The sequence below is a fragment of the Streptomyces pseudovenezuelae genome, assembly GCF_001513955.1.
Taxonomy (GTDB): Bacteria; Actinomycetota; Actinomycetes; order Streptomycetales; family Streptomycetaceae; genus Streptomyces; species Streptomyces pseudovenezuelae.
In genome coordinates, this window is sequence record NZ_KQ948144.1 from 1,586,837 (window position 1) to 1,605,194 (window position 18,358).

21 protein-coding genes are annotated in these 18,358 nt (G+C 72.5%); 12 read left to right on the forward strand and 9 right to left on the reverse strand.

The window, feature by feature from the left end; genetic code table 11:
- Positions 1 to 123: 123 nt before the first annotated feature.
- Complete coding sequence (locus AQI94_RS07000; protein ID WP_031044030.1) at positions 124 to 873, reverse strand: lysozyme; 750 nt, start codon at positions 871 to 873, stop codon at positions 124 to 126.
- Positions 874 to 1,066: 193 nt separating this feature from the next.
- Here AQI94_RS07000 and AQI94_RS07005 point away from each other — a divergent pair, with 193 nt between their 5' ends.
- The 3 genes from AQI94_RS07005 to AQI94_RS07015 all read left to right on the forward strand — a co-directional run bounded on the left by AQI94_RS07005 (position 1,067) and on the right by AQI94_RS07015 (position 4,866).
- A complete protein-coding gene (locus AQI94_RS07005; RefSeq protein WP_031044035.1) occupies positions 1,067 to 1,774 on the forward strand; it encodes a class II aldolase/adducin family protein in 708 nt (235 codons plus the stop codon).
- A gap of 361 nt (positions 1,775 to 2,135) precedes the next feature.
- Entirely contained in the window at positions 2,136 to 3,311 is a 1,176-nt protein-coding gene (locus AQI94_RS07010; RefSeq protein WP_031053581.1) for an alpha/beta hydrolase, read from the forward strand.
- A gap of 157 nt (positions 3,312 to 3,468) precedes the next feature.
- A complete protein-coding gene (locus AQI94_RS07015; RefSeq protein WP_208611834.1) occupies positions 3,469 to 4,866 on the forward strand; it encodes a hypothetical protein in 1,398 nt (465 codons plus the stop codon).
- A 7-nt stretch (positions 4,867 to 4,873) separates the two neighbouring features.
- Here AQI94_RS07015 and AQI94_RS07020 read toward each other — a convergent pair whose 3' ends face one another.
- On the reverse strand, positions 4,874 to 5,287 hold the full coding sequence (locus AQI94_RS07020) for a VOC family protein (protein WP_031052184.1): 414 nt from the start codon (positions 5,285 to 5,287) through the stop codon (positions 4,874 to 4,876).
- A gap of 94 nt (positions 5,288 to 5,381) precedes the next feature.
- Entirely contained in the window at positions 5,382 to 6,272 is an 891-nt protein-coding gene (gene ypfJ, locus AQI94_RS07025; RefSeq protein ID WP_031052182.1) for a KPN_02809 family neutral zinc metallopeptidase, read from the reverse strand.
- Between the two features lie 263 nt (positions 6,273 to 6,535).
- On the opposite strand from ypfJ, the gene AQI94_RS07030 reads away from it, so the two are divergent.
- The 3 genes from AQI94_RS07030 to AQI94_RS07040 all read left to right on the forward strand — a co-directional run bounded on the left by AQI94_RS07030 (position 6,536) and on the right by AQI94_RS07040 (position 9,651).
- On the forward strand, positions 6,536 to 8,134 hold the full coding sequence (locus AQI94_RS07030) for an ABC-F family ATP-binding cassette domain-containing protein (protein WP_031052180.1): 1,599 nt from the start codon (positions 6,536 to 6,538) through the stop codon (positions 8,132 to 8,134).
- 352 nt (positions 8,135 to 8,486) lie between these two features.
- Positions 8,487 to 8,708: a helix-turn-helix domain-containing protein gene (locus AQI94_RS07035; protein ID WP_004002281.1), complete on the forward strand. Its 222-nt coding sequence runs from the start codon at positions 8,487 to 8,489 to the stop codon at positions 8,706 to 8,708.
- 130 nt (positions 8,709 to 8,838) lie between these two features.
- Positions 8,839 to 9,651, forward strand: a complete 813-nt coding sequence (locus AQI94_RS07040) for an enoyl-CoA hydratase/isomerase family protein (protein ID WP_031052177.1) — start codon at positions 8,839 to 8,841, stop codon at positions 9,649 to 9,651.
- An 82-nt stretch (positions 9,652 to 9,733) separates the two neighbouring features.
- On the opposite strand, the gene AQI94_RS07045 is transcribed toward AQI94_RS07040, so the two are convergent.
- Positions 9,734 to 10,450: a hypothetical protein gene (locus AQI94_RS07045; RefSeq protein ID WP_062229631.1), complete on the reverse strand. Its 717-nt coding sequence runs from the start codon at positions 10,448 to 10,450 to the stop codon at positions 9,734 to 9,736.
- 85 nt (positions 10,451 to 10,535) lie between these two features.
- Between AQI94_RS07045 and AQI94_RS07050 the strand changes: the two genes are divergently transcribed.
- From AQI94_RS07050 to amaP, 5 genes are read left to right on the forward strand one after another with little or no spacing between them, the layout of a single operon-like run.
- Entirely contained in the window at positions 10,536 to 11,000 is a 465-nt protein-coding gene (locus tag AQI94_RS07050) for an Asp23/Gls24 family envelope stress response protein (RefSeq protein ID WP_031046253.1), read from the forward strand.
- Positions 11,001 to 11,040: 40 nt separating this feature from the next.
- The gene (locus tag AQI94_RS07055; protein ID WP_020121359.1) at positions 11,041 to 11,235 is read left to right on the forward strand and encodes a hypothetical protein; all 195 of its coding nucleotides are present in this window, start codon (positions 11,041 to 11,043) and stop codon (positions 11,233 to 11,235) included.
- Entirely contained in the window at positions 11,232 to 11,630 is a 399-nt protein-coding gene (locus AQI94_RS07060; RefSeq protein WP_031046248.1) for an Asp23/Gls24 family envelope stress response protein, read from the forward strand. Before AQI94_RS07055 ends, AQI94_RS07060 begins: the two co-directional genes overlap by 4 nt.
- A complete protein-coding gene (locus tag AQI94_RS07065) occupies positions 11,627 to 12,301 on the forward strand; it encodes a DUF6286 domain-containing protein (protein ID WP_031046244.1) in 675 nt (224 codons plus the stop codon). The genes AQI94_RS07060 and AQI94_RS07065 overlap by 4 nt, the downstream gene beginning before the upstream one ends.
- A 5-nt stretch (positions 12,302 to 12,306) precedes the next feature.
- Complete coding sequence (gene amaP / locus AQI94_RS07070; protein ID WP_031046243.1) at positions 12,307 to 12,885, forward strand: alkaline shock response membrane anchor protein AmaP; 579 nt, start codon at positions 12,307 to 12,309, stop codon at positions 12,883 to 12,885.
- A gap of 51 nt (positions 12,886 to 12,936) precedes the next feature.
- Here the strand turns inward: amaP and AQI94_RS07075 are convergent, their stop codons facing one another.
- The 5 genes from AQI94_RS07075 to AQI94_RS07095 are packed head-to-tail and all read right to left on the reverse strand — an operon-like array spanning position 12,937 to position 17,901.
- Positions 12,937 to 13,692 (reverse strand): SDR family oxidoreductase, encoded by a 756-nt coding sequence (locus AQI94_RS07075; RefSeq protein WP_031046240.1) that lies wholly within the window; start codon positions 13,690 to 13,692, stop codon positions 12,937 to 12,939.
- 5 nt (positions 13,693 to 13,697) lie between these two features.
- Entirely contained in the window at positions 13,698 to 15,482 is a 1,785-nt protein-coding gene (locus AQI94_RS07080) for a glycoside hydrolase family 15 protein (RefSeq protein ID WP_031046236.1), read from the reverse strand.
- Between the two features lie 33 nt (positions 15,483 to 15,515).
- Positions 15,516 to 15,815 carry a hypothetical protein gene (locus AQI94_RS07085; RefSeq protein ID WP_031046233.1) on the reverse strand — a complete coding sequence of 100 codons (300 nt, stop codon included), beginning with the start codon at positions 15,813 to 15,815 and terminating at the stop codon, positions 15,516 to 15,518.
- Positions 15,812 to 16,372 carry a sigma-70 family RNA polymerase sigma factor gene (locus tag AQI94_RS07090; RefSeq protein ID WP_051832244.1) on the reverse strand — a complete coding sequence of 187 codons (561 nt, stop codon included), beginning with the start codon at positions 16,370 to 16,372 and terminating at the stop codon, positions 15,812 to 15,814. Before AQI94_RS07090 ends, AQI94_RS07085 begins: the two co-directional genes overlap by 4 nt.
- Positions 16,369 to 17,901, reverse strand: coding sequence for a sodium:solute symporter family protein (locus AQI94_RS07095; protein WP_031046228.1), 1,533 nt, complete (start codon positions 17,899 to 17,901; stop codon positions 16,369 to 16,371). Before AQI94_RS07095 ends, AQI94_RS07090 begins: the two co-directional genes overlap by 4 nt.
- A 166-nt stretch (positions 17,902 to 18,067) precedes the next feature.
- Here AQI94_RS07095 and AQI94_RS07100 point away from each other — a divergent pair, with 166 nt between their 5' ends.
- Positions 18,068 to 18,283, forward strand: a complete 216-nt coding sequence (locus AQI94_RS07100; RefSeq protein WP_031046225.1) for a DUF3311 domain-containing protein — start codon at positions 18,068 to 18,070, stop codon at positions 18,281 to 18,283.
- The last annotated feature ends 75 nt before the right edge of the window (positions 18,284 to 18,358 follow it).

Genomic DNA, 18,358 nt, shown 5'->3' on the forward strand with positions numbered 1-18,358 from the left:
ATGTTGAACGTAAGTAACCTGGATGAACGGAAGGTGAACTGGGGCGGGCCGCACGGTGACCGGAATCTTCGCCCTTGGCTTCGCCGAACCCCGCGACCCCCGTACGCCCCATATGCCCCACGGCTACGACCCGGCGGCGAACCTCTTCAGCTGCCGCGCCGACCCGTTGAAGAGATTCTGGTCACCCGGCAGGCTGCCGCTGTTGTCGTACTGCCAGATCGTCCAGTACGACCATCCGCCGGGCAGCGCTCCCGCGTCCGCCGAGCGGTAACGGGCCACCCACAGCGCGTGGTCCGAGGCGAAGGCGCCGCTGCCGCCCGTGCACGTGTTCCACCAGTGGGCGGTCGTGTAGATGACGGGCCGGCGCCCGGTGAGCCGCTTGACCTCGTCGCTGAACGACCTGATCCAGTCGACCAGCCTCGCCCTGCTCATGCCGTAGCACTGGCGCTTCTTGTCGTACGGGTTGTACTCGACGTCGAGTGCGGGCGGCAGCGTCCGGCCGTCCGCGGACCAGGCGCCGCCGTTGCGTACGAAATACGCGGCCTGCGTCCTGCCCGACGACTTGTCCGGCAGCGCGAAGTGGTACGCCCCGCGGAGGATGCCGGCGTCGCGCGCCCCGTCGTACTGGCGGTCGAAGTGCGGGTTGCGGTAGGCCGTCGACTCGGTCGCCTTGACGTAGACGAAGCTGGCGCCCGCGGCCCTGGCCCTGCGCCAGTCGACGTCCTTCTGGTGCGAGGACACGTCGTGCCCCCTGGGCAGGCTCGCTGAGGAGGCGGGCGTCCCGGCGAACGCCGGGCCTCCCAGGGCGAGCGCGGCCGCCGACAGGGCCAGGGCGCGGGTTCGGTTACGGGCGGTCCTGCGATCACGGGCCATGTGTCCCCCCGGAATGGCGTCGTGCACGGCAAAGCCCAGACGGTACTGGAAGATCGCCGGATTACGGTCGATCTCCGGTCAAGGGGTACAAGGGGGGCGTGCATGCGAAAAATGCGCTCCTTTGAAACTCCCCCTCGCGCCCCGCATCGCCCGGCCCCGCGACGTCCGGTGCCACGGCTGGCAGGATCGCGGCATGGCTGAGGAACAGCGGGATCCGCGAGAGGTACGGGGTGCCGGGGGCGGCACGAGGGGCGTGCGGGCCGAGGAGGTGGACGCCTGGGGCGAGTTGGTCGACACGGCCCGCCGGACGGTCACCGACGGACTGGTCGTCGGCACCTCCGGCAACGTCTCCGTGCGCGTCGGGGACACGGTCCTGGTCACCCCGTCGGGCGTCCCCTACGACCGCCTCGCACCCGGCGACGTGACGGGTGTCGACCTGGAGGGCCGTCAGGTCCTGGGCACGCTGGTGCCGACGAGCGAGCTCCCGATGCATCTGGCGGTCTACCGCAGCACCGACGCCCGTGCGGTCGTCCACACCCACGCGGTGCACGCCACGGCCGTCTCCACGCTCGTGCCCGAACTCCCCACGATCCACTACATGACCAGCGCGCTCGGCGGCCCCGTCCGGGTCGCCCCCTACGCCACCTACGGCACCGACGAGCTGGCCGAGAACATGCTCCACGCCCTCGCGGACCGCTCCGCCTGCCTCCTCCAGAACCACGGCACGATCGCCTACGGGGCGAGTCTGTCCCAGGCCTTCGACCGCACGGCCCAACTGGAATGGATGTGCCACCTGTGGCTCACGGCCCGAGCGGTACCGGGCCTGACCCCCCATCTCCTGACGGAGGAACAGCTGGCGGAGGTGGGGGAGCGGTTGCGGGGGTACGGGCAGCGCGCCTGAGGGTTCCGGGTCGGGTTGTTCGGCGGGTGCGGGTTCGTTGTGGCCGGTCGCGCAGTTCCCCGCGCCCCTGGGTGGGCCATGTGGACGCTCGTGCAGCCGCGTACGGCGAGAAGGGGACGGGGTGGGGGGTGTCCGCCCGCAGCGGCCGGCGTCCGTTACAGGGCCCTGTTGAAACAGCCGAGCCGCCGGACCGAGGACGGATACCCCCCACCCCGGCCCCGACCCACCCACCGAACGGAACGCGCTACACAAGCTCCCACCGGGCCCGCGCAGGCCGCCGCAGGCATCAGGGGCGCGGGGAACTGCGCAGGACGCCCGCCCCCACTGGCCGTCACCGACTTCCCCCGCGACACTGAAAGACGTGCGCACTGTCAAAGCGACGGCCGCTGCCGTCACCGCTGCCCTCGCCGCCGGCGCGGCCGGAATCGTCGCCGGGCGGATCGCCAGCGACGCCGGACTGAAGGCGCCCCCGGGCCGTCCGCTGCCCGGCGAACCCCGGCTCACCGTGCACTCCACCGCGGCCGGCCGCATCGCCCTCACCCGTGACCTCGCCGCCCTCCGCCCCGGGATCTACGGCCTCGCCGGAGACGGCTCCCACGCCGTCGTGGGCCCCGTCCTCGACGCGGAACCGCACAGCGCCGACACCGTCGTCCGCCGTCTGGAACGCGTCACCCACGGCACCCTGGCCCCCGGCGACAAGGTCTGGCTCACCCCCAACGCCTACGTCGGCGACCCCGCGTCGACCCTCGGCCTCGACCACACCGACGTCGGTATCCCGGGCGAACTCGGCGTCCTGCCCGCATGGTTCGTCCCCGGTCAAAGGGACACCTGGGTCATCGCGGTCCACGGCCTCGGCACGACCCGCGAACACGCCCTGAACGTCATGGAGTTCCTGCACCGCCACCGCTTCCCGGTCCTCGCCCCCGCCCTCCGCGGCGACGTCGGCGCCCCCCGCCCGCCGGACGGCCTGAACCACTTCGGCGAGACCGAGTGGCGCGACCTGGACGCGGCCATGCGCCACGCCGTCGGCAACGGCGCCCGCCGACTTGTACTGCTCGGCTGGTCCACCGGCGCCACCATGGCCCTGCGCGCCGCCGCCCATTCGGGTCTGCGCGACCGGGTCGCAGGCCTCGTCCTGGACTCCCCGGTCCTCAGCTGGGAGCGGACCCTGCGCGCCCTCGCCGCGGCCCGCCACACCCCCGGCGTCCTCCTCCCGCTGGCGGTGCGCGCGGCACAGGGCCGCACCGGCCTGCCCAGCGACCACTACGGCCTGTACGCCGACCGGACCGTCCCCTACGACGACCACGAGGACCGGGCCGACGACATGGGCCCCGACCGGCCCCCGCCGCCGACCCTGATCCTCCACGGCCCGGACGACACGATCGCCCCCTGGGACCTCTCCCGCCGCCTCACCGCCGCCCACCCCGAGCGGATCGCTCTCCACACCGTCCGCCAGGCCCCCCACGCGGCCATGTGGAACGCCGACCCGAGCGGCTACGAAGAGGCACTGCGCCGTTTCCTCACCCCCCTGATGTGACCGCGGGGCGCCCCGGTCCCACAGGTTCCGTTTAAGCCCGTACTACTGGCCTGATCTCGGCGTATGCCCCTCCGGGCGGCCCCGGTGCCGGACCTCCCCGGGGCCCGCGCGGGCATTCCGTTTGGGTTTTCGGACCGTCAACCGGAAGACTGCACCCGTGACGTCCCGTATCCCGCGCGACTCCAGGCTCCGACTCGTCCGCCCGCGACCCCTGGCCGCCGCCCCCTCAGCTGTGAACCAACGGCGCCCGCGCCGCCCCGCGCCCCGCCCCCCGGAGGGCACACCGGCCCCCGCGGAACTGGCCAGAATGGCGCGCAGAGGTCTTGCCGACGCGGCCCGCGTCGCGCACTGGGCCGACGGTGCCCTGGGCCCCGGCAGGGACGGCACCGGCGATGGCAACGGCACCCTCTCCGACGAGACAGCCGCCCGCGCGGCCGGGGATCTCGGCCTGACCGCGGCTCAGGTCCGCGCGGACTGGGACACCGCCCGCCTCGCCGGTCTCGTCGAGGTGCACGGCGACGACGCCCGCCCGGGCTGGCGGCTGCGCGCCTGGGACCGCGACGACAGCGCCGTACTGCGCGGCTGGGTCGCCCTCTTCGACGCCTGGTCGCTGGCCGTCCCGGAACCCGCCGACCGCGAGCCCGCCGCCGTCGCCGAAGTCGTCTCGGCCATGCCCCAGGTGCTCTCCTTCCTCCAGCTGTCGGCCGGCCCGGTCCCCGTCGAGCAGCTCCTGGACCTCCTGGAGCAGCGCGTCACCGAACTGCGCACCGAGCGCTGCGAGATCCCCTACGGCCCGCAGCCGGAGCCCGTGGAGGAGCCCGAGGCGGCCGACGCCCCCCTCGCCCCGCTCCTCGACTGGGCCCTGCGCGCCCTGGCCTCCGTCGGCGCCCTGACCTACGGCGACGGCCAGGCCACCCTGACCCCGCTCGGCAGCTGGGCGGTGTGGGTCAAGCTGGAGCAGATCTGCGTCGCCGCCCAGAGCCCGGCCGGCAACATCGAGGTGGCCGCCGAGGAGATGCTGCGCGGCTGCGCCCAGCTGCGTCCCAACGCGGCCCGCGCCGAGTACCGCGCCTGGCTCGCCGCCCGCCCCGTCGGCAGCGCGGTCACCGAGCTGCTCGGCGCCGCCCGCGGCGACGACGCCCTGCTGCGCGGCCTCGCCTTCGAGGCCCTGCGCGTCGTCGGCGCCCCGGCCGAGCCCGACGTCCGCTCCGTGGCCGACGAGCCCACCCTGCGGCCGTACGCGCTGCTGTGGCTGGCCGAGCACGACGGGATCGACCCGGAGGACGCCCACGAGGTGCTCACCCGGGAGGAGGCCACCTGGCTGTGGGTCGACACGGCTGCCGCCGTCGCGGACCATGGCGAGGCCCCCATGCTGGTGCGGCACCTGGAGTCGGCCCTCCAGCCGACCGTCCCCCGACTGCTCGACGAGGTACGGGCCGTCGGTCATCCGCGCACCGTGCAGGTGCTGGTCGCCCTCGCCGCCGCCCACCCCGACCCGGCCCTCGCCAAGGCCGTCCGCCGGGCCGCCTTCCAGGTGCACACCGGCGGCAGCTGAAGGACGCTCAGCCCGCCGTGTCGGGGGCGTACGTCCCGAAGCTCCACACATTGCCCTCGGCGTCCCGGGCCATGTAGTCCCGGGAGCCGTAGTCCTGGTCCGTCGGGGGCATCAGGATCTCCGCGCCGTGCTCCACGGCGCGGCGGTGGTGCGCGTCCACGTCGTCCACCACGACGTACACCCCGGAAGGGCCCGCGTCCTTCATCAGCTTGTCGTAGGCGCTGCCGGTGCCCTTGGAACCGAGCATCACCGCGCCGTTGCCCTGGACCAGCTCGGCGTGGCTCACCAGGCCGTCCTCGCCCTCGTACACCGCGAGTTCGGTGAAGCCGAAGGCCTCCGTCAGCTGTCTGATCGCCGCCTTCGCGTCCGTGTACAGCAGTGCCGGGTAGATGCTCGGACGCCCACCGCTCGTGCCTGCCATGCCGATCACTCCCTCGCGACCAGAAGTCACCCATCCCCTCTGTCGTCCAGTCTCGCAGCGACCACCGACAACGGCCTCCGCACCGGCGCGACCCTCACCGGAACGTGTCGCACCGCGTCATGTCGCCGGACTCGTAACCCTGCCGGAACCAGCTCTGCCGCTGCTGCGCCGACCCGTGCGTCCACGACTCCGGTGTCACCCGCCCCTGGAACCGCTCCTGGATCCGGTCGTCGCCCACGGCAGCCGCCGCGTCCAGGCCGTCGGCGATGTCCGCGTCCGTGAGGCTGGTGATGAGCGGCCGACCCGTCGACTCGTCCTTCGTCGTGGTCGCGTGACGCGCCCACACCCCGGCGTAGCAGTCCGCCTGGAGCTCCACCCGCACCGCGTTGCTGCCGGCGCCGGTCCGCCCGTCCTGCGACCGGCTCAGCGTGCCCGTCAGGTCCTGCACGTGATGCCCGTACTCGTGCGCCACCACGTAGGCCTGCGCGAACGGCCCGCCGCTCGCCCCGAACTTCGACCGCAGCTCGTCGAAGAACCCGAGGTCGAGATAGACCTTCCGGTCGCCCGGGCAGTAGAACGGCCCGACCGCCGAGGTCGCCGAGCCGCACGCCGTGCCGACCCGCTCACCGAAGAGGACCGTGGGGGAGGGGGTGTACGTGCCGCTGCGCCGCTCGAACTCCTGGTCCCAGTAGTCCTGCACGCTGTTGACCACCGCCACCGTCCGGCAGTCGTCGCGCGTGTTCGCGTCCTGCCCGGTCCGGCAGCTCCGTTCGACCTCGGCGAGACCGGAGGCCGTGGCCGCGGGCGGGCCGCCGCCGTCGGTGAGGCCGAGCTGGTCGGGACCGACGCCGAGGAAGAGACCGAGGAGCAGGACGATCAGTCCACCGATGCCACCGCCGACGGTCGCCTTCCCGCCCGGGATGCGGCTGCCGCGCACGTCCTGCACCTCGGAGGTGTCCAGCCTGGCGTCGTCGTCGAACTGCATGGAGACCGCCCTCCGCGTGCACCGGCCCCCGCTGGGCATCCTCGCCCGGCGGCCCCTCTCCGGCCTCGGACACGCATCCGAACGAGGGACCGCGGGGGATCGACCGGATACCCGGAGCGAGACCAAGCGAACACCCGAACGCAGAAAAAGTGCTTGCACGCCCCCGTTAGACTTGGCCCATGGCCATTCTCCTCGCGCATTAGACGGCGGGAACGTCCTCAGCCGCCCACCCGTCAATCCCGAATCCGCCCTGGAGTCTGTCCGTGATCTCCGCCTCCGGTATCGAGCTGCGCGCCGGCGCCCGAGTCCTCATCGAGTCCGCCACCTTCCGAGTCGCCAAGGGCGACCGCATCGGCCTGGTCGGCCGCAACGGCGCGGGGAAGACCACCCTCACCAAGTGCCTGGCCGGCGAGGGCATCCCCGCCGCGGGCCAGATCACCCGCTCCGGCGAGGTCGGCTACCTCCCCCAGGACCCCCGCACCGGCGACCTCGACGTCCTCGCCCGCGACCGCATCCTCTCCGCGCGCGGCCTCGACATCCTGCTGAAGAAGATGCGCGACAACGAGCAGCGCATCGCCAACGGCAGCGGTGCCACCCGGGACAAGGCCCTGCGCCAGTACGAGCGCCAGGAGACGGAGTTCCTCACCAAGGGCGGGTACGCCGCCGAGGCCGAGGCCGCCACCATCGCCGCCGCGCTGAACCTCCCCGACCGGGTGCTGGGCCAGCCCCTGCACACCCTCTCCGGTGGTCAGCGCCGCCGTATCGAACTGGCCCGGATCCTCTTCTCCGACGCCGACACCCTGCTCCTCGACGAGCCGACCAACCACCTCGACGCCGACTCGATCATCTGGCTGCGCGACTACCTCAAGACCTACCGCGGCGGCTTCATCGTGATCTCCCACGACGTAGACCTGGTCGAGACGGTCGTCAACAAGGTGTTCTACCTGGACGCCAACCGGGCGCAGATCGACGTCTACAACATGGGCTGGAAGCTCTACCAGCAGCAGCGCGAGGCCGACGAGAAGCGCAGGAAGCGCGAGCGGCAGAACGCCGAGAAGAAGGCCGCCGCCCTGCACTCGCAGGCCGACAAGATGCGCGCCAAGGCCACCAAGACGGTCGCCGCGCAGAACATGGCCAAGCGTGCCGACCGGCTGCTCGCCGGCCTCGACGCGGTGCGCCAGCAGGACAAGGTCGCCAAGCTGCGCTTCCCCGAGCCCGCGCCCTGCGGCAAGACCCCGCTGATGGCGGAGGGCCTGTCGAAGTCGTACGGCTCGCTGGAGATCTTCACCGACGTCGACCTGGCCATCGACAAGGGTTCCCGGGTGGTCATCCTGGGCCTCAACGGCGCGGGCAAGACCACCCTGCTGCGGCTGCTCGCCGGCACCGAGCAGCCGGACACCGGCGCGGTCGTGCCCGGCCACGGCCTCAAGCTCGGCTACTACGCCCAGGAGCACGAGACGCTCGACCCGGAGCGCACGGTCCTGGAGAACATGCGCTCGGCGGCCCCCGACCTCGACCTCGTCGAGGTGCGCAAGACGCTCGGCTCGTTCCTGTTCTCCGGCGACGACGTCGACAAGCCGGCCGGAGTCCTCTCCGGCGGTGAGAAGACCCGTCTCGCGCTCGCCACCCTGGTCGTCTCCTCGGCGAACGTCCTGCTCCTCGACGAGCCCACCAACAACCTCGACCCGGCCAGCCGCGAGGAGATCCTCGGCGCCCTGCGCACCTACAAGGGCGCGGTCGTGCTGGTCACCCACGACGAGGGCGCCGTCGAGGCGCTCCAGCCGGAGCGGATCATCCTGCTGCCGGACGGCGTCGAGGACCTGTGGGGCGCGGACTACGCGGATCTCGTCGCCCTCGCCTGACCGTCGGTGCCGCGTGATCGAATGCGTGATCAACGGCGTATGGATCATTCGGCCCACCGGTGATCCACCATCTGTGTGAGATCTCCTCGTACCGAGGTGTGTCCTACATCGATTTCACGGCCGAGTCCTTTATCGACAAGGGCTCGGCCGTCGTGCGTCTCTGACCTGGCCTTTCACAAAGGAACCCGTTCGGCGGTACGAACGCGCCCGGGTGGAATCCCGGATTCCGCATGTGGGGACCCGCTCCTGTCGTCAAAACCAGGTCTTACGGACCTTGCCGAATGGGTGGCCATGAACGCCCGGAGGGGTGATCATGAGAGAACCAGAGCGCACTTCCCATGAGGAGGCACGGGTGGCCGAGACTCTGAAGAAGGGCAGCCGGGTAACCGGCGCCGCGCGCGACAAGCTCGCGGCAGACCTGAAGAAGAAGTACGACTCCGGTGCGAGCATTCGGGCACTGGCCGAGGAAACCGGCCGCTCGTATGGCTTCGTCCACCGGATGCTCAGCGAATCGGGCGTCACGCTTCGTGGGCGTGGCGGAGCGACGCGGGGCAAGAAGGCCGCATCGTCCTGATCCGGGCGGGCCATCGGCTTCGACGGTGGCCACCCGGTCGGTCGGACGACCGACCGGGTGGTTACTGTGCAGTCACTTAGCTGTGCCGTTCCGCGGCACGGCGGATGACCGCACTCATCGGAGGCGCCCCATGGCGACGTCCGGCCAGGATGGCCAGGAACTCGTTCCCCTGCTCGACAAGGACGGCGTACGGCTCACCGTCGAGGACACCCTCGCCACGGTGACGCTGACCAACCCCGCCAAGCGCAACGCCCAGAGCCCCGCTCTGTGGCGCGCGCTCGCCGAGGCCGGCCGGCTGGTGCCGGGCTCCGTCCGGGTCGTGGTGCTGCGTGGCGAAGGCAAGTCCTTCTCCGCCGGCCTCGACCGGCAGATGTTCACGCCGGAGGGGATCGAGGGCGAGCCGTCGTTCATCGATCTCGCCCGCAGTGGTGACGCCGAACTCGACGCCGCCATCGCCCAGTTCCAGGAGGGCTTCACCTGGTGGCGGCGCAGTGACGTCGTGTCCATCGCCGCCGTCCAGGGGCATGCCATCGGGGCGGGCTTCCAGCTGGCCCTCGCCTGTGATCTGCGCGTAGTCGCCGACGACGTGCAGTTCGCCATGCGCGAGACCAGCCTGGGCCTGGTTCCCGACCTCACCGGCACCCACCCCCTGGTGGGCCTCGTCGGCTACGCCCGGGCGCTGGAGATCTGCGCCACCGGGCGCTTCGTGACGGCCGAGGAGGCCGTGAGCACCGGCCTCGCCAACGTCGCCGTCCCCCTGGACCAGCTCGACGCGGCCGTCCACGACCTGGCGGCCGCACTTCTGTCCGCACCCCGCGACGCCGTCATCGAGACCAAGGCGCTGCTGCGCGGCGCCCAGGACCGTACCTACGACGAGCAGCGCGGCGCCGAGCGCGCGGCCCAGACCCGGCGGCTGCGGGACCTCGCCGGAGTCGGCGACTAGGGCCTGTCGTTTGGATCAGGCCGGCCGTGAGGTGCGGTGCTTTTCTGCCGACGCGACGCCGGGCTGATCCAAACGACAGGCCCTAGGCCGTCACCGCCGTCACCAGCACGGCCACCGTCGGCCGGTCCGCCAGCACCTCTCCCACGGCGGCGCGGACCTCCCGGGCCACGTCCAGGGCCCGGCGGTCCGCGCCCACCGCCAGTTCGACGCGGACATGGCGGCGCGGAAGCGAGCCGTCCCCGGTCTCCCGGTCCTCGATGTGCACCGGCCGCCCCAGCACCCCGGTCAGCCGGTCGACCCCGGGCACCGCCAGCGCGGCCACGGCCACGAGGGTCTCGTCACCGGACCCCGCCTCCGCGGGACGCGGCGGCTCGGGCACCCGTACGGGGGAACGCTCGGCGTCCTCCTCCAGCAGGGCCGTCACCTTCAGATCCACCTCGTCGAGCTCCAGCCCCAGCACCCCGGCCGCCGCCCCGGCGAGCGCCGCGCGCAGCCGCTCCGCCGTCACCGGCAGCGGCTCCGCGGGCGTCGCCTCGAACTCCGCCGCGAGCCGCAGCGGACCGGGCGGCAGCGCGCTCGGAGGCGGCGGTACGGCGGACTCGTGCGCCTCCTCAGGACGGGCGAGCCCGATCCGCACCGCGCCCAGCCGCACCCCCCGCAGGTCCTCGGCGGCGGTCCGCAGCACCGCCCGGACAGCCTCCTCGGAGATCCACGCGCCGTCGCGCGGCCCGCCCAGGGGCAGCAGTCTGCCCAGCCCCAGCTGATGCCGCACCGTCCGTGCCCACTGCTCCGCCGTCATTCCTCCAGCCTGCCGCATCTCCGGCGCGCGATCGCGCAACCGCGCTTACGGTGGTCGAAGGAGGACGAGCGAAAGGGGTGACGCGATGACCGACATGACGCAGAGCACCGAGGCGGACCCGCAGGGGCAACTGCGGAAGACCACCAAGCGCGGCGGCGGCGACCCGGCGACCCGTGGGCGGACCACCATCGCCGACGGTGTCGTGGAGAAGATCGCCGGACTCGCGGCACGGGACGTCCTCGGCGTCCACGCCATGGGCAGCGGTCTGAGCCGTACCTTCGGGGCCGTGCGGGACCGGGTGCCCGGCGGTTCGAAGTCCGCCACCCGCGGGGTCAAGGTCGAGGTCGGCGAGGTGCAGACCGCGCTCGACCTGGAGATCGTCGTCGACTACGGCGTCTCCATCTCCGACGTGGCCAAGGCCGTGCGGGAGAACGTCATCGCCGCGGTGGAGCGGATGACCGGACTGGAGGTCGTCGAGGTCAACGTCGCGGTGAGCGACGTGAAGCTGCCCGACGAGGAGGACGAGGAGCCGGAGTCCCGGCTTCAGTAGTCGCCGCACCACACCTTGAAGGACCTTTAGGGAGCGCACGATGAGCATGGCCGTGGTCGGCATGATCGCCGGCATGGCGCTGGGCTTCGCAGGGTATTTCGGCGGGTTCGGCGCCTTCCTGCTGGTGGCGGCGCTGGGCGCCATCGGCTTCGTCGTCGGCCGGTTCCTGGAGGGGGACCTGGAGATCGGCGACTTCTTCCGTACCCGTGACGACCGACGCGACCGGCGGCCATGACGTCCGTGAGCGGTGCGAACGGCACGGTGGACGGGCTGCGCGGGCCCCTGACCGCGACCGCCGTTCCGCCCGGTGACCGAGGCGCGACGCGGATCGCCGACCGGGTGGTCGCCAAGGTCGCGGGACAGGCGGCCCGCGAGGCGCTCGGAGAACTCCCCGCCGAGGCCGGGCCCCCGCACGCCACCGTCGTCGTCCACCACGAAGTGGCCCGCATCCGCCTGCACCTCGAACTCGGCTACCCCTGCGACATCGGCGCGCGTTGCCGAGGGGTGCGTCAGCATGTGGTCGAGCGGGTAGTCGCGTTGGTGGGCATGGAGGTGTCGGAGGTCGCCGTCCAGGTGGAGCGGCTGTATCCGGCACAGGCGTACGGCGCGGGACAGGGGAGGACGCGATGAGCGAGCCCCAGGGCTCCGAAGGCACCACACAACGGCTGCCGGTCATCGAACGGGAGGCGGAACCGGACCGAAGCGACCAGTCCGCGTACGGACCACCACCCGTCCTGGAGGCCCAGGCGGGCGGCGGCGCGCGCCGGTTCTGGTCGGCGCGCAGGGTTCCGGCCGGGATCGTCGCCCTGCTGCTCCTGCTCCTCGCGGGGATCTTCCTCTACGACATCGCGGCCGTCCGGGCCGACCGGCCCGCCATGCACTGGCGCCGCGCACTGTCCGAACAGCTCGCCGAGCGGCCGCTGGACGACATCTGGGTGCTGATCGGCGCCGGTGTCGCCGCCGCCCTGGGCCTGTGGCTGATCGTCCTGGCCCTCACACCGGGTCTGCGCGGCCTCCTCCCGATGAGCCGCACCCACCCCGACGTCCGCGCCGGCCTGCACCGGGACGCCGCCGCCATGGTGCTGCGCGACCGGGCCATGGAGGTGTCCGGCGTCCAGTCCGCCCGCGTACGGATGAGGCGGAAGAAGGCCGACGTCCGCACGGTCTCCCACTTCCGTGAACTGGACGACGTACGCGCCGACCTGGACGCCACCCTCACCGAGGCGATCGGGGGACTGGGCCTGGCCCGGCCCCCCGCCCTGTCGGTGCACGTGGCGCGCACGACCAGGAAGAAGGGCTGAGGCCGATGTCCAGGACCGTCAATCGTGTACTGATCGGCCTGGTGGGCCTGGTGCTGCTCGCCGTCGGCGGCTCGGTGCTCGCCGTGGGCCTCGGTGTCGACCCGCCCTCCTGGTGGATCCACGACGGCAAGAAGGACGTCCTGCTGAGCGACGCCGAGCGCACCCGCTGGGACGGCGAGGGCTGGTGGTGGCCGACGGTCATCGCCGCACTGGCGCTCGTGGTGCTCCTGACCCTGTGGTGGCTGACGGCGGTGCTGCGCAGGCGCCGGCTCACGGAGGTGCGCGTCAACACCGGCGACGGGGAGGGCGCGCTCCTGAGGGGCCGGGCCCTGGAGGGTGTACTCGAAGGCGAGGCAGCGGAGTTGGACGGCGTCCACCGGGCCCACGCCCGTCTGACCGGCCGCCCGGACACTCCGGGAACCCGCGTACGACTCCTGCTGGAGCCGCACGCGGACCCGGGAACGACCCTGAACCACCTGACGACACAGGCCCTGGCCCACGCCCGCAACTCGGCGGGGCTCGACTCACTGCCGTCCGAGGTCCGCATGACGGGGGCCAAGCACAAGGCGGAAAGGGTCAGTTGACGTTGTCCGAGGCGCGGGGAACCGAGCGACCGACGCCCACCGGCCCGCGCCTCAGAACCCGTGCCTCATGCCGCCGTCGACGGGCAGCATGACCCCGGTCAGGTAAGAGGCGGCCGGCGACAGCAGGAACGCCGAGACCCGCCCGAATTCCTCCGGCGTCCCGTACCGCCGCAACGGAATGCGGGACTCGTTGGCGGTCCGCGTGGCTTCGGGATCGGCCGACAACCCGTCCAGCTCGCGCACCCGGTCCGTGTCGATGCGCGAGGGCAGCAACCCGACGACCCGGATGCCCCGCGGTCCGAGTTCGTCCGCGAGCGACTTCGCGAACCCGGCAAGACCGGGACGCAGCCCGTTCGAAATGGTCAGCCCGGGAAGCGGCTCGTGCACGGACGCCGACAGCACGAACCCGATGACGCCCCCGTCCTCCAGCTCCGCCGCGGCCGCCCGAGCCAGCCGGACCGCCCCGAGGAAGACCGACTCGAACGCGGACTGCCACTGCTCGTCCGTGTTGTCGGCGACGAAACCGGGCGGGGGCCCGCCGACACTGATGAGCACTCCGTCGAAGCCGCCGAAGTGCTCCCGCGCGGTGGCGATCAGCCGCTCGGGCGCCGACGGATCGGCGTTGTCGACGGCCACGCCCACGGCGTTCGGCCCCAGCTCCGCGGCCGCGGCGAGCGCCCGCTCCTCCTCGCGCCCGGTCACCACGACCTTCGCCCCGTCCGCGACCAGCGAACGCGCGGCCGCGTTGCCGAGCCCCCGGGTCGCTCCGGTGACGACGTACACACGGTCCCTCAGTCCAAGATCCATGGTTCCTATCCTGCCCCCTCGCCCCCGTACAGGGTGAGGGCGGTGGTCACCAGACCGATGTGGCTGAACGCCTGCGGGAAGTTGCCGCGCTGGGCGCCGGCCCCCGGGTCGTACTCCTCGGACAACAGCCCCACGTCGTTGGCCAGTCCCAGCAGCCGCTCGAAGAGGTCCCGCGCCTCCTGCGTACGGCCGGTCATGTGGAGCGCGTCGGCGAGCCAGAACGAGCAGACCAGGAAGGCCCCCTCGCCGCCGGGCAGCCCGTCGACGGGGGTCTCCTCGGCGCTGTACCGCCGTACCAGTCCGTCGTGCTCCAGGTCCGCGCGGATCGCGTCGACGGTGCCGACGACACGGGGATCGTCGGGCGGCAGGAAGCCGGTGCGCGGGATCAGCAGCAGGGACGCGTCGAGTTCGCGCGAGCCGTAGTACTGGGTGAAGGTGTTGCGTTCGGGGTCGTAGCCCTTCTCACAGACCTCGCGGTGCACCTCGTCGCGCAGCGCGCGCCAGCCCTCCAGGTCGCCGATCAGGTCCGGGAGGACCTCCAGGGTGCGCACCGCGCGGTCGGCGGCCACCCACACCATGACCTTCGAGTGGACGAAGTCGCGGCGGTCGCCGCGCACCTCCCAGATCCCCTCGTCCGGCTGCCGCCAGGAGGACCGCAGGAAGTCCAGCAGCACTCTCTGCAGGGACCACATGTGCGGCTTGGCGGGCAGGCCCGCCCGCCGGGCCAGCGACAGCGAGTCCATGACCTCGCCGTACACGTCCAGTTGAAGCTGCTTCACGGCCTCGTTGCCGATGCGCACCGGCCGGGAGCCGCCGAAGCCGGACAGCCACGGCAGCTCGAACTCGGGCAGCCGCCGCTCACCCGCCACGCCGTACATGATCTGGAGGTCCGCCGGGTCGCCGGCGACCGCGCGCAGCAGCCAGTCGCGCCAGGCCTCGGCCTCCTCCAGATAGCCGCACTGCACCAGGACGGACAGGGTGAGGGTGGAGTCGCGCAGCCAGCAGTAGCGGTAGTCCCAGTTGCGGACCCCGCCCATCTCCTCCGGCAGCGAAGTGGTGGCGGCGGCCACGATGCCGCCGGTCGGCCGGTAGGTGAGCGCCTTCAGAGTGATCAGGGAACGGATCACGGCGTCCCGGTGCGGACCGACGTAGCGGCAGCGCGCCGACCACGCCTGCCAGTCGGCCACGCTGCTCTCCAGCGTCTCGAAGGGGTCGGTCAGCGGGGGACGCGGCTCGTGCGAGGGGTGCCAGGTGAGGACGAACGCGACCTTCTCGCCCGCCTCGACGGTGAACTCCGAGTACGTCCCGAAGTGCTCGCCCCAGGTGCGCACCGGGGGCTCGCTGCGCAGCCAGGTCGCGTCGGGTCCCGCGACGGCCACCCGGTGCCCGTCCGCCCTGCGCATCCACGGCACGACCGAGCCGTACTCGAAGCGCAGCCGGAGCGTGCTGCGCACGGTGACCCGGCCGCGGAGCCCTTCCACGACGCGTACGACGTCGGGCGCGACGTCGCGCTGCGGCATCAGGTCGGTGACGCGCACCGCGCCCTCGTCGGTCTCCCACTCGGTGTCCAGGACGAGGGTGCCGGGGCGGTAGGCGCGCCTCGTGCACCGGTCGGCGTTCAGCGGAGCGATCCGCCAGTGGCCGTTCTCCTCGTCCCCCAGCAGCCTGGCGAAGCAGGCCGCCGAGTCGAAGCGGGGCAGGCACAGCCAGTCCAGGGAACCGTCCATGCCGACCAGGCCGGCGGTCTGTTCGTCGCCGATGAGGGCGTAGTCCTCGATACGGGGGTGCACGATGTGCGGTTTCCCTGCTGGTCGTGCGGGCAATCAGGGGTGGGGCCGGGGGAGTGACGCCGCCGTGCCGGAGAAGATCACCCCCGGGTGCGCCGGCGTCTGGTTGAGCACCCACAGGCCGATCAGGGTCGCCAGCGCGAACACCACCGCGATGAGGACGGCGAGGACCAGCCGGCGCCGGCGTTCCCGGCGCAGCCACGCGCCGCGCGCCGTGCGATAGGCGTCGGGCGCCGCGTGCACCTCGCCCGCCAGCGCGGCGAGGGCCTGCTGCAGCTCCCGCTCGGTGCGGTGCGGACTCGTGTCGGGCGAGGGAGTCGCGTCTCGGTGCGTCATCGCCGGGCCTCCATCGCCTGGGTCAGGGCGGCCAGGCCGCGTGCCGTGTGGGTCTTGACGGAGCCGCAGGAGATCCCCATCGCCGAGGCGATCTCGCTCTCCTTCAGTCCGAGCCAGTGCCTGAGCACCAGCGCCTCGCGCTGCCGGGCGGGCAGCCGCTGGAGCGCGTCGATGAGGACACGCTGGTCGTCGTGGAGCAGCGCGGTGCTCTCGGCGGAGGCGACGAGTTCGGTGGACGGGGCCTCGACGTGTCGGCGGGCGACCTGCAGGTGCCGTATCCGCATCCGGGTCAGATTGCAGACCGTGGAGCGCAGATAGGCCTCCGCGGCCTCGGCGTCCCTGAGCCGCCGCCACTTACGGTAGATCTGGTAGTAGGCCTCGGCGACCACGTTCTCCGGGTCGTCGGCGCCGAGCAGCACGGCGAGGCGGAGCATCGAGGCGTAGTGCAGCTCGAACAGACGGGCCACACCCGCCTCGCGTTCCCGTTCGGCCGGATCGGCCGCCGCCGGGGTGAGCGGGACGGGCACGGGCGTGCCGTGTCTCAGGTGCTGTCTCACGGGGTGTTCGCTCCCGTCTCGGGGCGCCGCCGGAGGGTCAGGCGCGACGGCAGGTCGGTCAGGTCGGTGCCGCGCGGGACGCCGAGCCGTTCGAGGACCGCGGTTCCGGCCAGGGCGACGGTCAGATTGAGCAGGAGGGCGACGAGACCGGCGTAGATCCGGAAGGGGCCGGCCCCGATCGTCGAGAACCCCTCGCGGACGACGAGGAAGGTGCCGGCCAGCATGCCTGCGCCCCATCCGGCGAGCAGTGCCCTCGGATGCAGCCGACCGGTGAACAGGCCCACGGCGACGGCCGGGAAGATCTGCAGGATCCAGACCCCGCCGAGGAGCTGGAGGTTGACGGCGTCCTGGTCGCGCAGCCCGAACACGAACGCCACCGCGCCCACCTTCGCCGTCAGCGACACCGCCTTGGCGACCCGTACCTGCCGCTTGGGCGTGGCCGTCGGGTGCACGTACTCGACGTACACGTTGCGCACGAAGGAGGTGGCCGCCGCGATCGACATCACCGCGGCCGGCACCAGCGCCCCCACGGTGATCGCGCCGAACACCAGCCCGGCCAGCGGCCCCGGCATCAGCCGGTCCACCAGCATCGGTACGGCCGTCTCGGCGCCGCCCTCCGGTGCCCGTACCCCGGCCGCGAGCGCCGCGATGCCGAGGAACCCGAAGAGCGCGAGCAGCCCCGTCCAGGCCGGCAGGGCCACGGCGACCTTGCGCAGGGTGCGCGGGCCGTCGGCGGCGAAACCCGCGGTCAGGACGTGCGGGTACATCAGCAGGGCGAGCGCGGAACCGAGGGCGAGGGTGGCGTAGGCGGGCTGCTGCCCTGGAGTGAGCAGCAGTGCCGGGGCGCCCAGCCGCTCGGCGGCCCCGTCGAACACCGGGCCCGGGCCGCCGAGCCGTTCGAGGACCAGCCAGGTCACGGCGGTGAGCGAGACGAACACGGCGACCGCCTTGAGCGCCGAGATCACGGTGGGCGCCCGCAGCCCGTGCCGGTAGGTGGCCACCGCGAGCCCAGCGAACAGCGCCACCATCACCAGGTCGCCGGTCGCGCCCCGCGGATACACGCCCCCGGCGGTCAGCACGGCCCGTATCCCGAGCAGTTGCAGCGCCAGATACGGCATCGTCGCCAGGATCCCGGTCAGTGCGACCACCAGGGCCAGCGGCGGCGAACCGTAGCGGCCGCGCACGAAGTCGGCGGCGGTGATGTAGCCGTGCCGGCGGGCCACCTCGCCCAGGCGGCTGAGCAGCACGAACGCGATCGGGCAGACGATCACCGTGTACGGCACCGCGAAGAAGGCGGCCCCGCCGTTGCCGTACGCCAGTCCCGGGACCGCGGTGAAGGTGTACGCCGTGAAGATCGTCCCGCCGAGCAGCAGCCAGGTCCACACCGGGCCGAGGCTGCGGTCGGCGAGCGCCCAGCCCTCCAGGGACGGCAGCCGGTCGCTGGGGCGCAGCCGGCGCGCGGTCACGGCGAGCAGCGACGCCCCGCCGATCACGGCGAGGAACGTCGCGGTCATGGCTGTGCCGGCCATGGTCACCGTCCTTGGTGTGTTCGTGCCCTCGCGCATTAGTTGCGCGGGCCGCCGGTTCGGAGGACGGACATCGGCGGGAAATCTCCCCGGAATTCGCTGTCAACCGTCCGCGGGAGGTGCGCAACTCTTGCACAGACCCACAGCGATGGGGAGAGGAGCGCAGGTCATGGCACGGACCGGTCATCACCGGCTACGGCGCGTCGCGATCGCCGTACTGCTCCTCGCCCCCGCCGCCGGACTGCTGTGGGTCCCGGTGTACGCCGGTGCGGAGCCGCGGATCGCGGGCACGCCGTTCTTCTACTGGTACCAGCTCGCCTGGGTGCCGGGGTGCGGTCTGTGCCTGCTCGCGGCGTATGCGCTGACCGACCGGGATCGTCGCTGAACTCTTCCGTACCCGCCGTTTCCTGGTGAGGAGCCGCCATGCCCGAAACCGTCCTTCAGCCTGCCCTTGAGGTGC

Coding starts and splice junctions, on each gene's coding strand:
- AQI94_RS07000 (WP_031044030.1), bottom strand. CDS start 873: ATGGCCCGTGATCGCAGGACCGCCCGTAACCGAACCCGCGCCCTGGCC.
- AQI94_RS07005 (WP_031044035.1), top strand. CDS start 1,067: ATGGCTGAGGAACAGCGGGATCCGCGAGAGGTACGGGGTGCCGGGGGC.
- AQI94_RS07020 (WP_031052184.1), bottom strand. CDS start 5,287: ATGGCAGGCACGAGCGGTGGGCGTCCGAGCATCTACCCGGCACTGCTG.
- ypfJ (WP_031052182.1), bottom strand. CDS start 6,272: ATGCAGTTCGACGACGACGCCAGGCTGGACACCTCCGAGGTGCAGGAC.
- AQI94_RS07040 (WP_031052177.1), top strand. CDS start 8,839: ATGGCGACGTCCGGCCAGGATGGCCAGGAACTCGTTCCCCTGCTCGAC.
- AQI94_RS07045 (WP_062229631.1), bottom strand. CDS start 10,450: ATGACGGCGGAGCAGTGGGCACGGACGGTGCGGCATCAGCTGGGGCTG.
- AQI94_RS07050 (WP_031046253.1), top strand. CDS start 10,536: ATGACCGACATGACGCAGAGCACCGAGGCGGACCCGCAGGGGCAACTG.
- AQI94_RS07055 (WP_020121359.1), top strand. CDS start 11,041: ATGAGCATGGCCGTGGTCGGCATGATCGCCGGCATGGCGCTGGGCTTC.
- AQI94_RS07060 (WP_031046248.1), top strand. CDS start 11,232: ATGACGTCCGTGAGCGGTGCGAACGGCACGGTGGACGGGCTGCGCGGG.
- AQI94_RS07065 (WP_031046244.1), top strand. CDS start 11,627: ATGAGCGAGCCCCAGGGCTCCGAAGGCACCACACAACGGCTGCCGGTC.
- amaP (WP_031046243.1), top strand. CDS start 12,307: ATGTCCAGGACCGTCAATCGTGTACTGATCGGCCTGGTGGGCCTGGTG.
- AQI94_RS07075 (WP_031046240.1), bottom strand. CDS start 13,692: ATGGATCTTGGACTGAGGGACCGTGTGTACGTCGTCACCGGAGCGACC.
- AQI94_RS07085 (WP_031046233.1), bottom strand. CDS start 15,815: ATGACGCACCGAGACGCGACTCCCTCGCCCGACACGAGTCCGCACCGC.
- AQI94_RS07095 (WP_031046228.1), bottom strand. CDS start 17,901: ATGGCCGGCACAGCCATGACCGCGACGTTCCTCGCCGTGATCGGCGGG.
- AQI94_RS07100 (WP_031046225.1), top strand. CDS start 18,068: ATGGCACGGACCGGTCATCACCGGCTACGGCGCGTCGCGATCGCCGTA.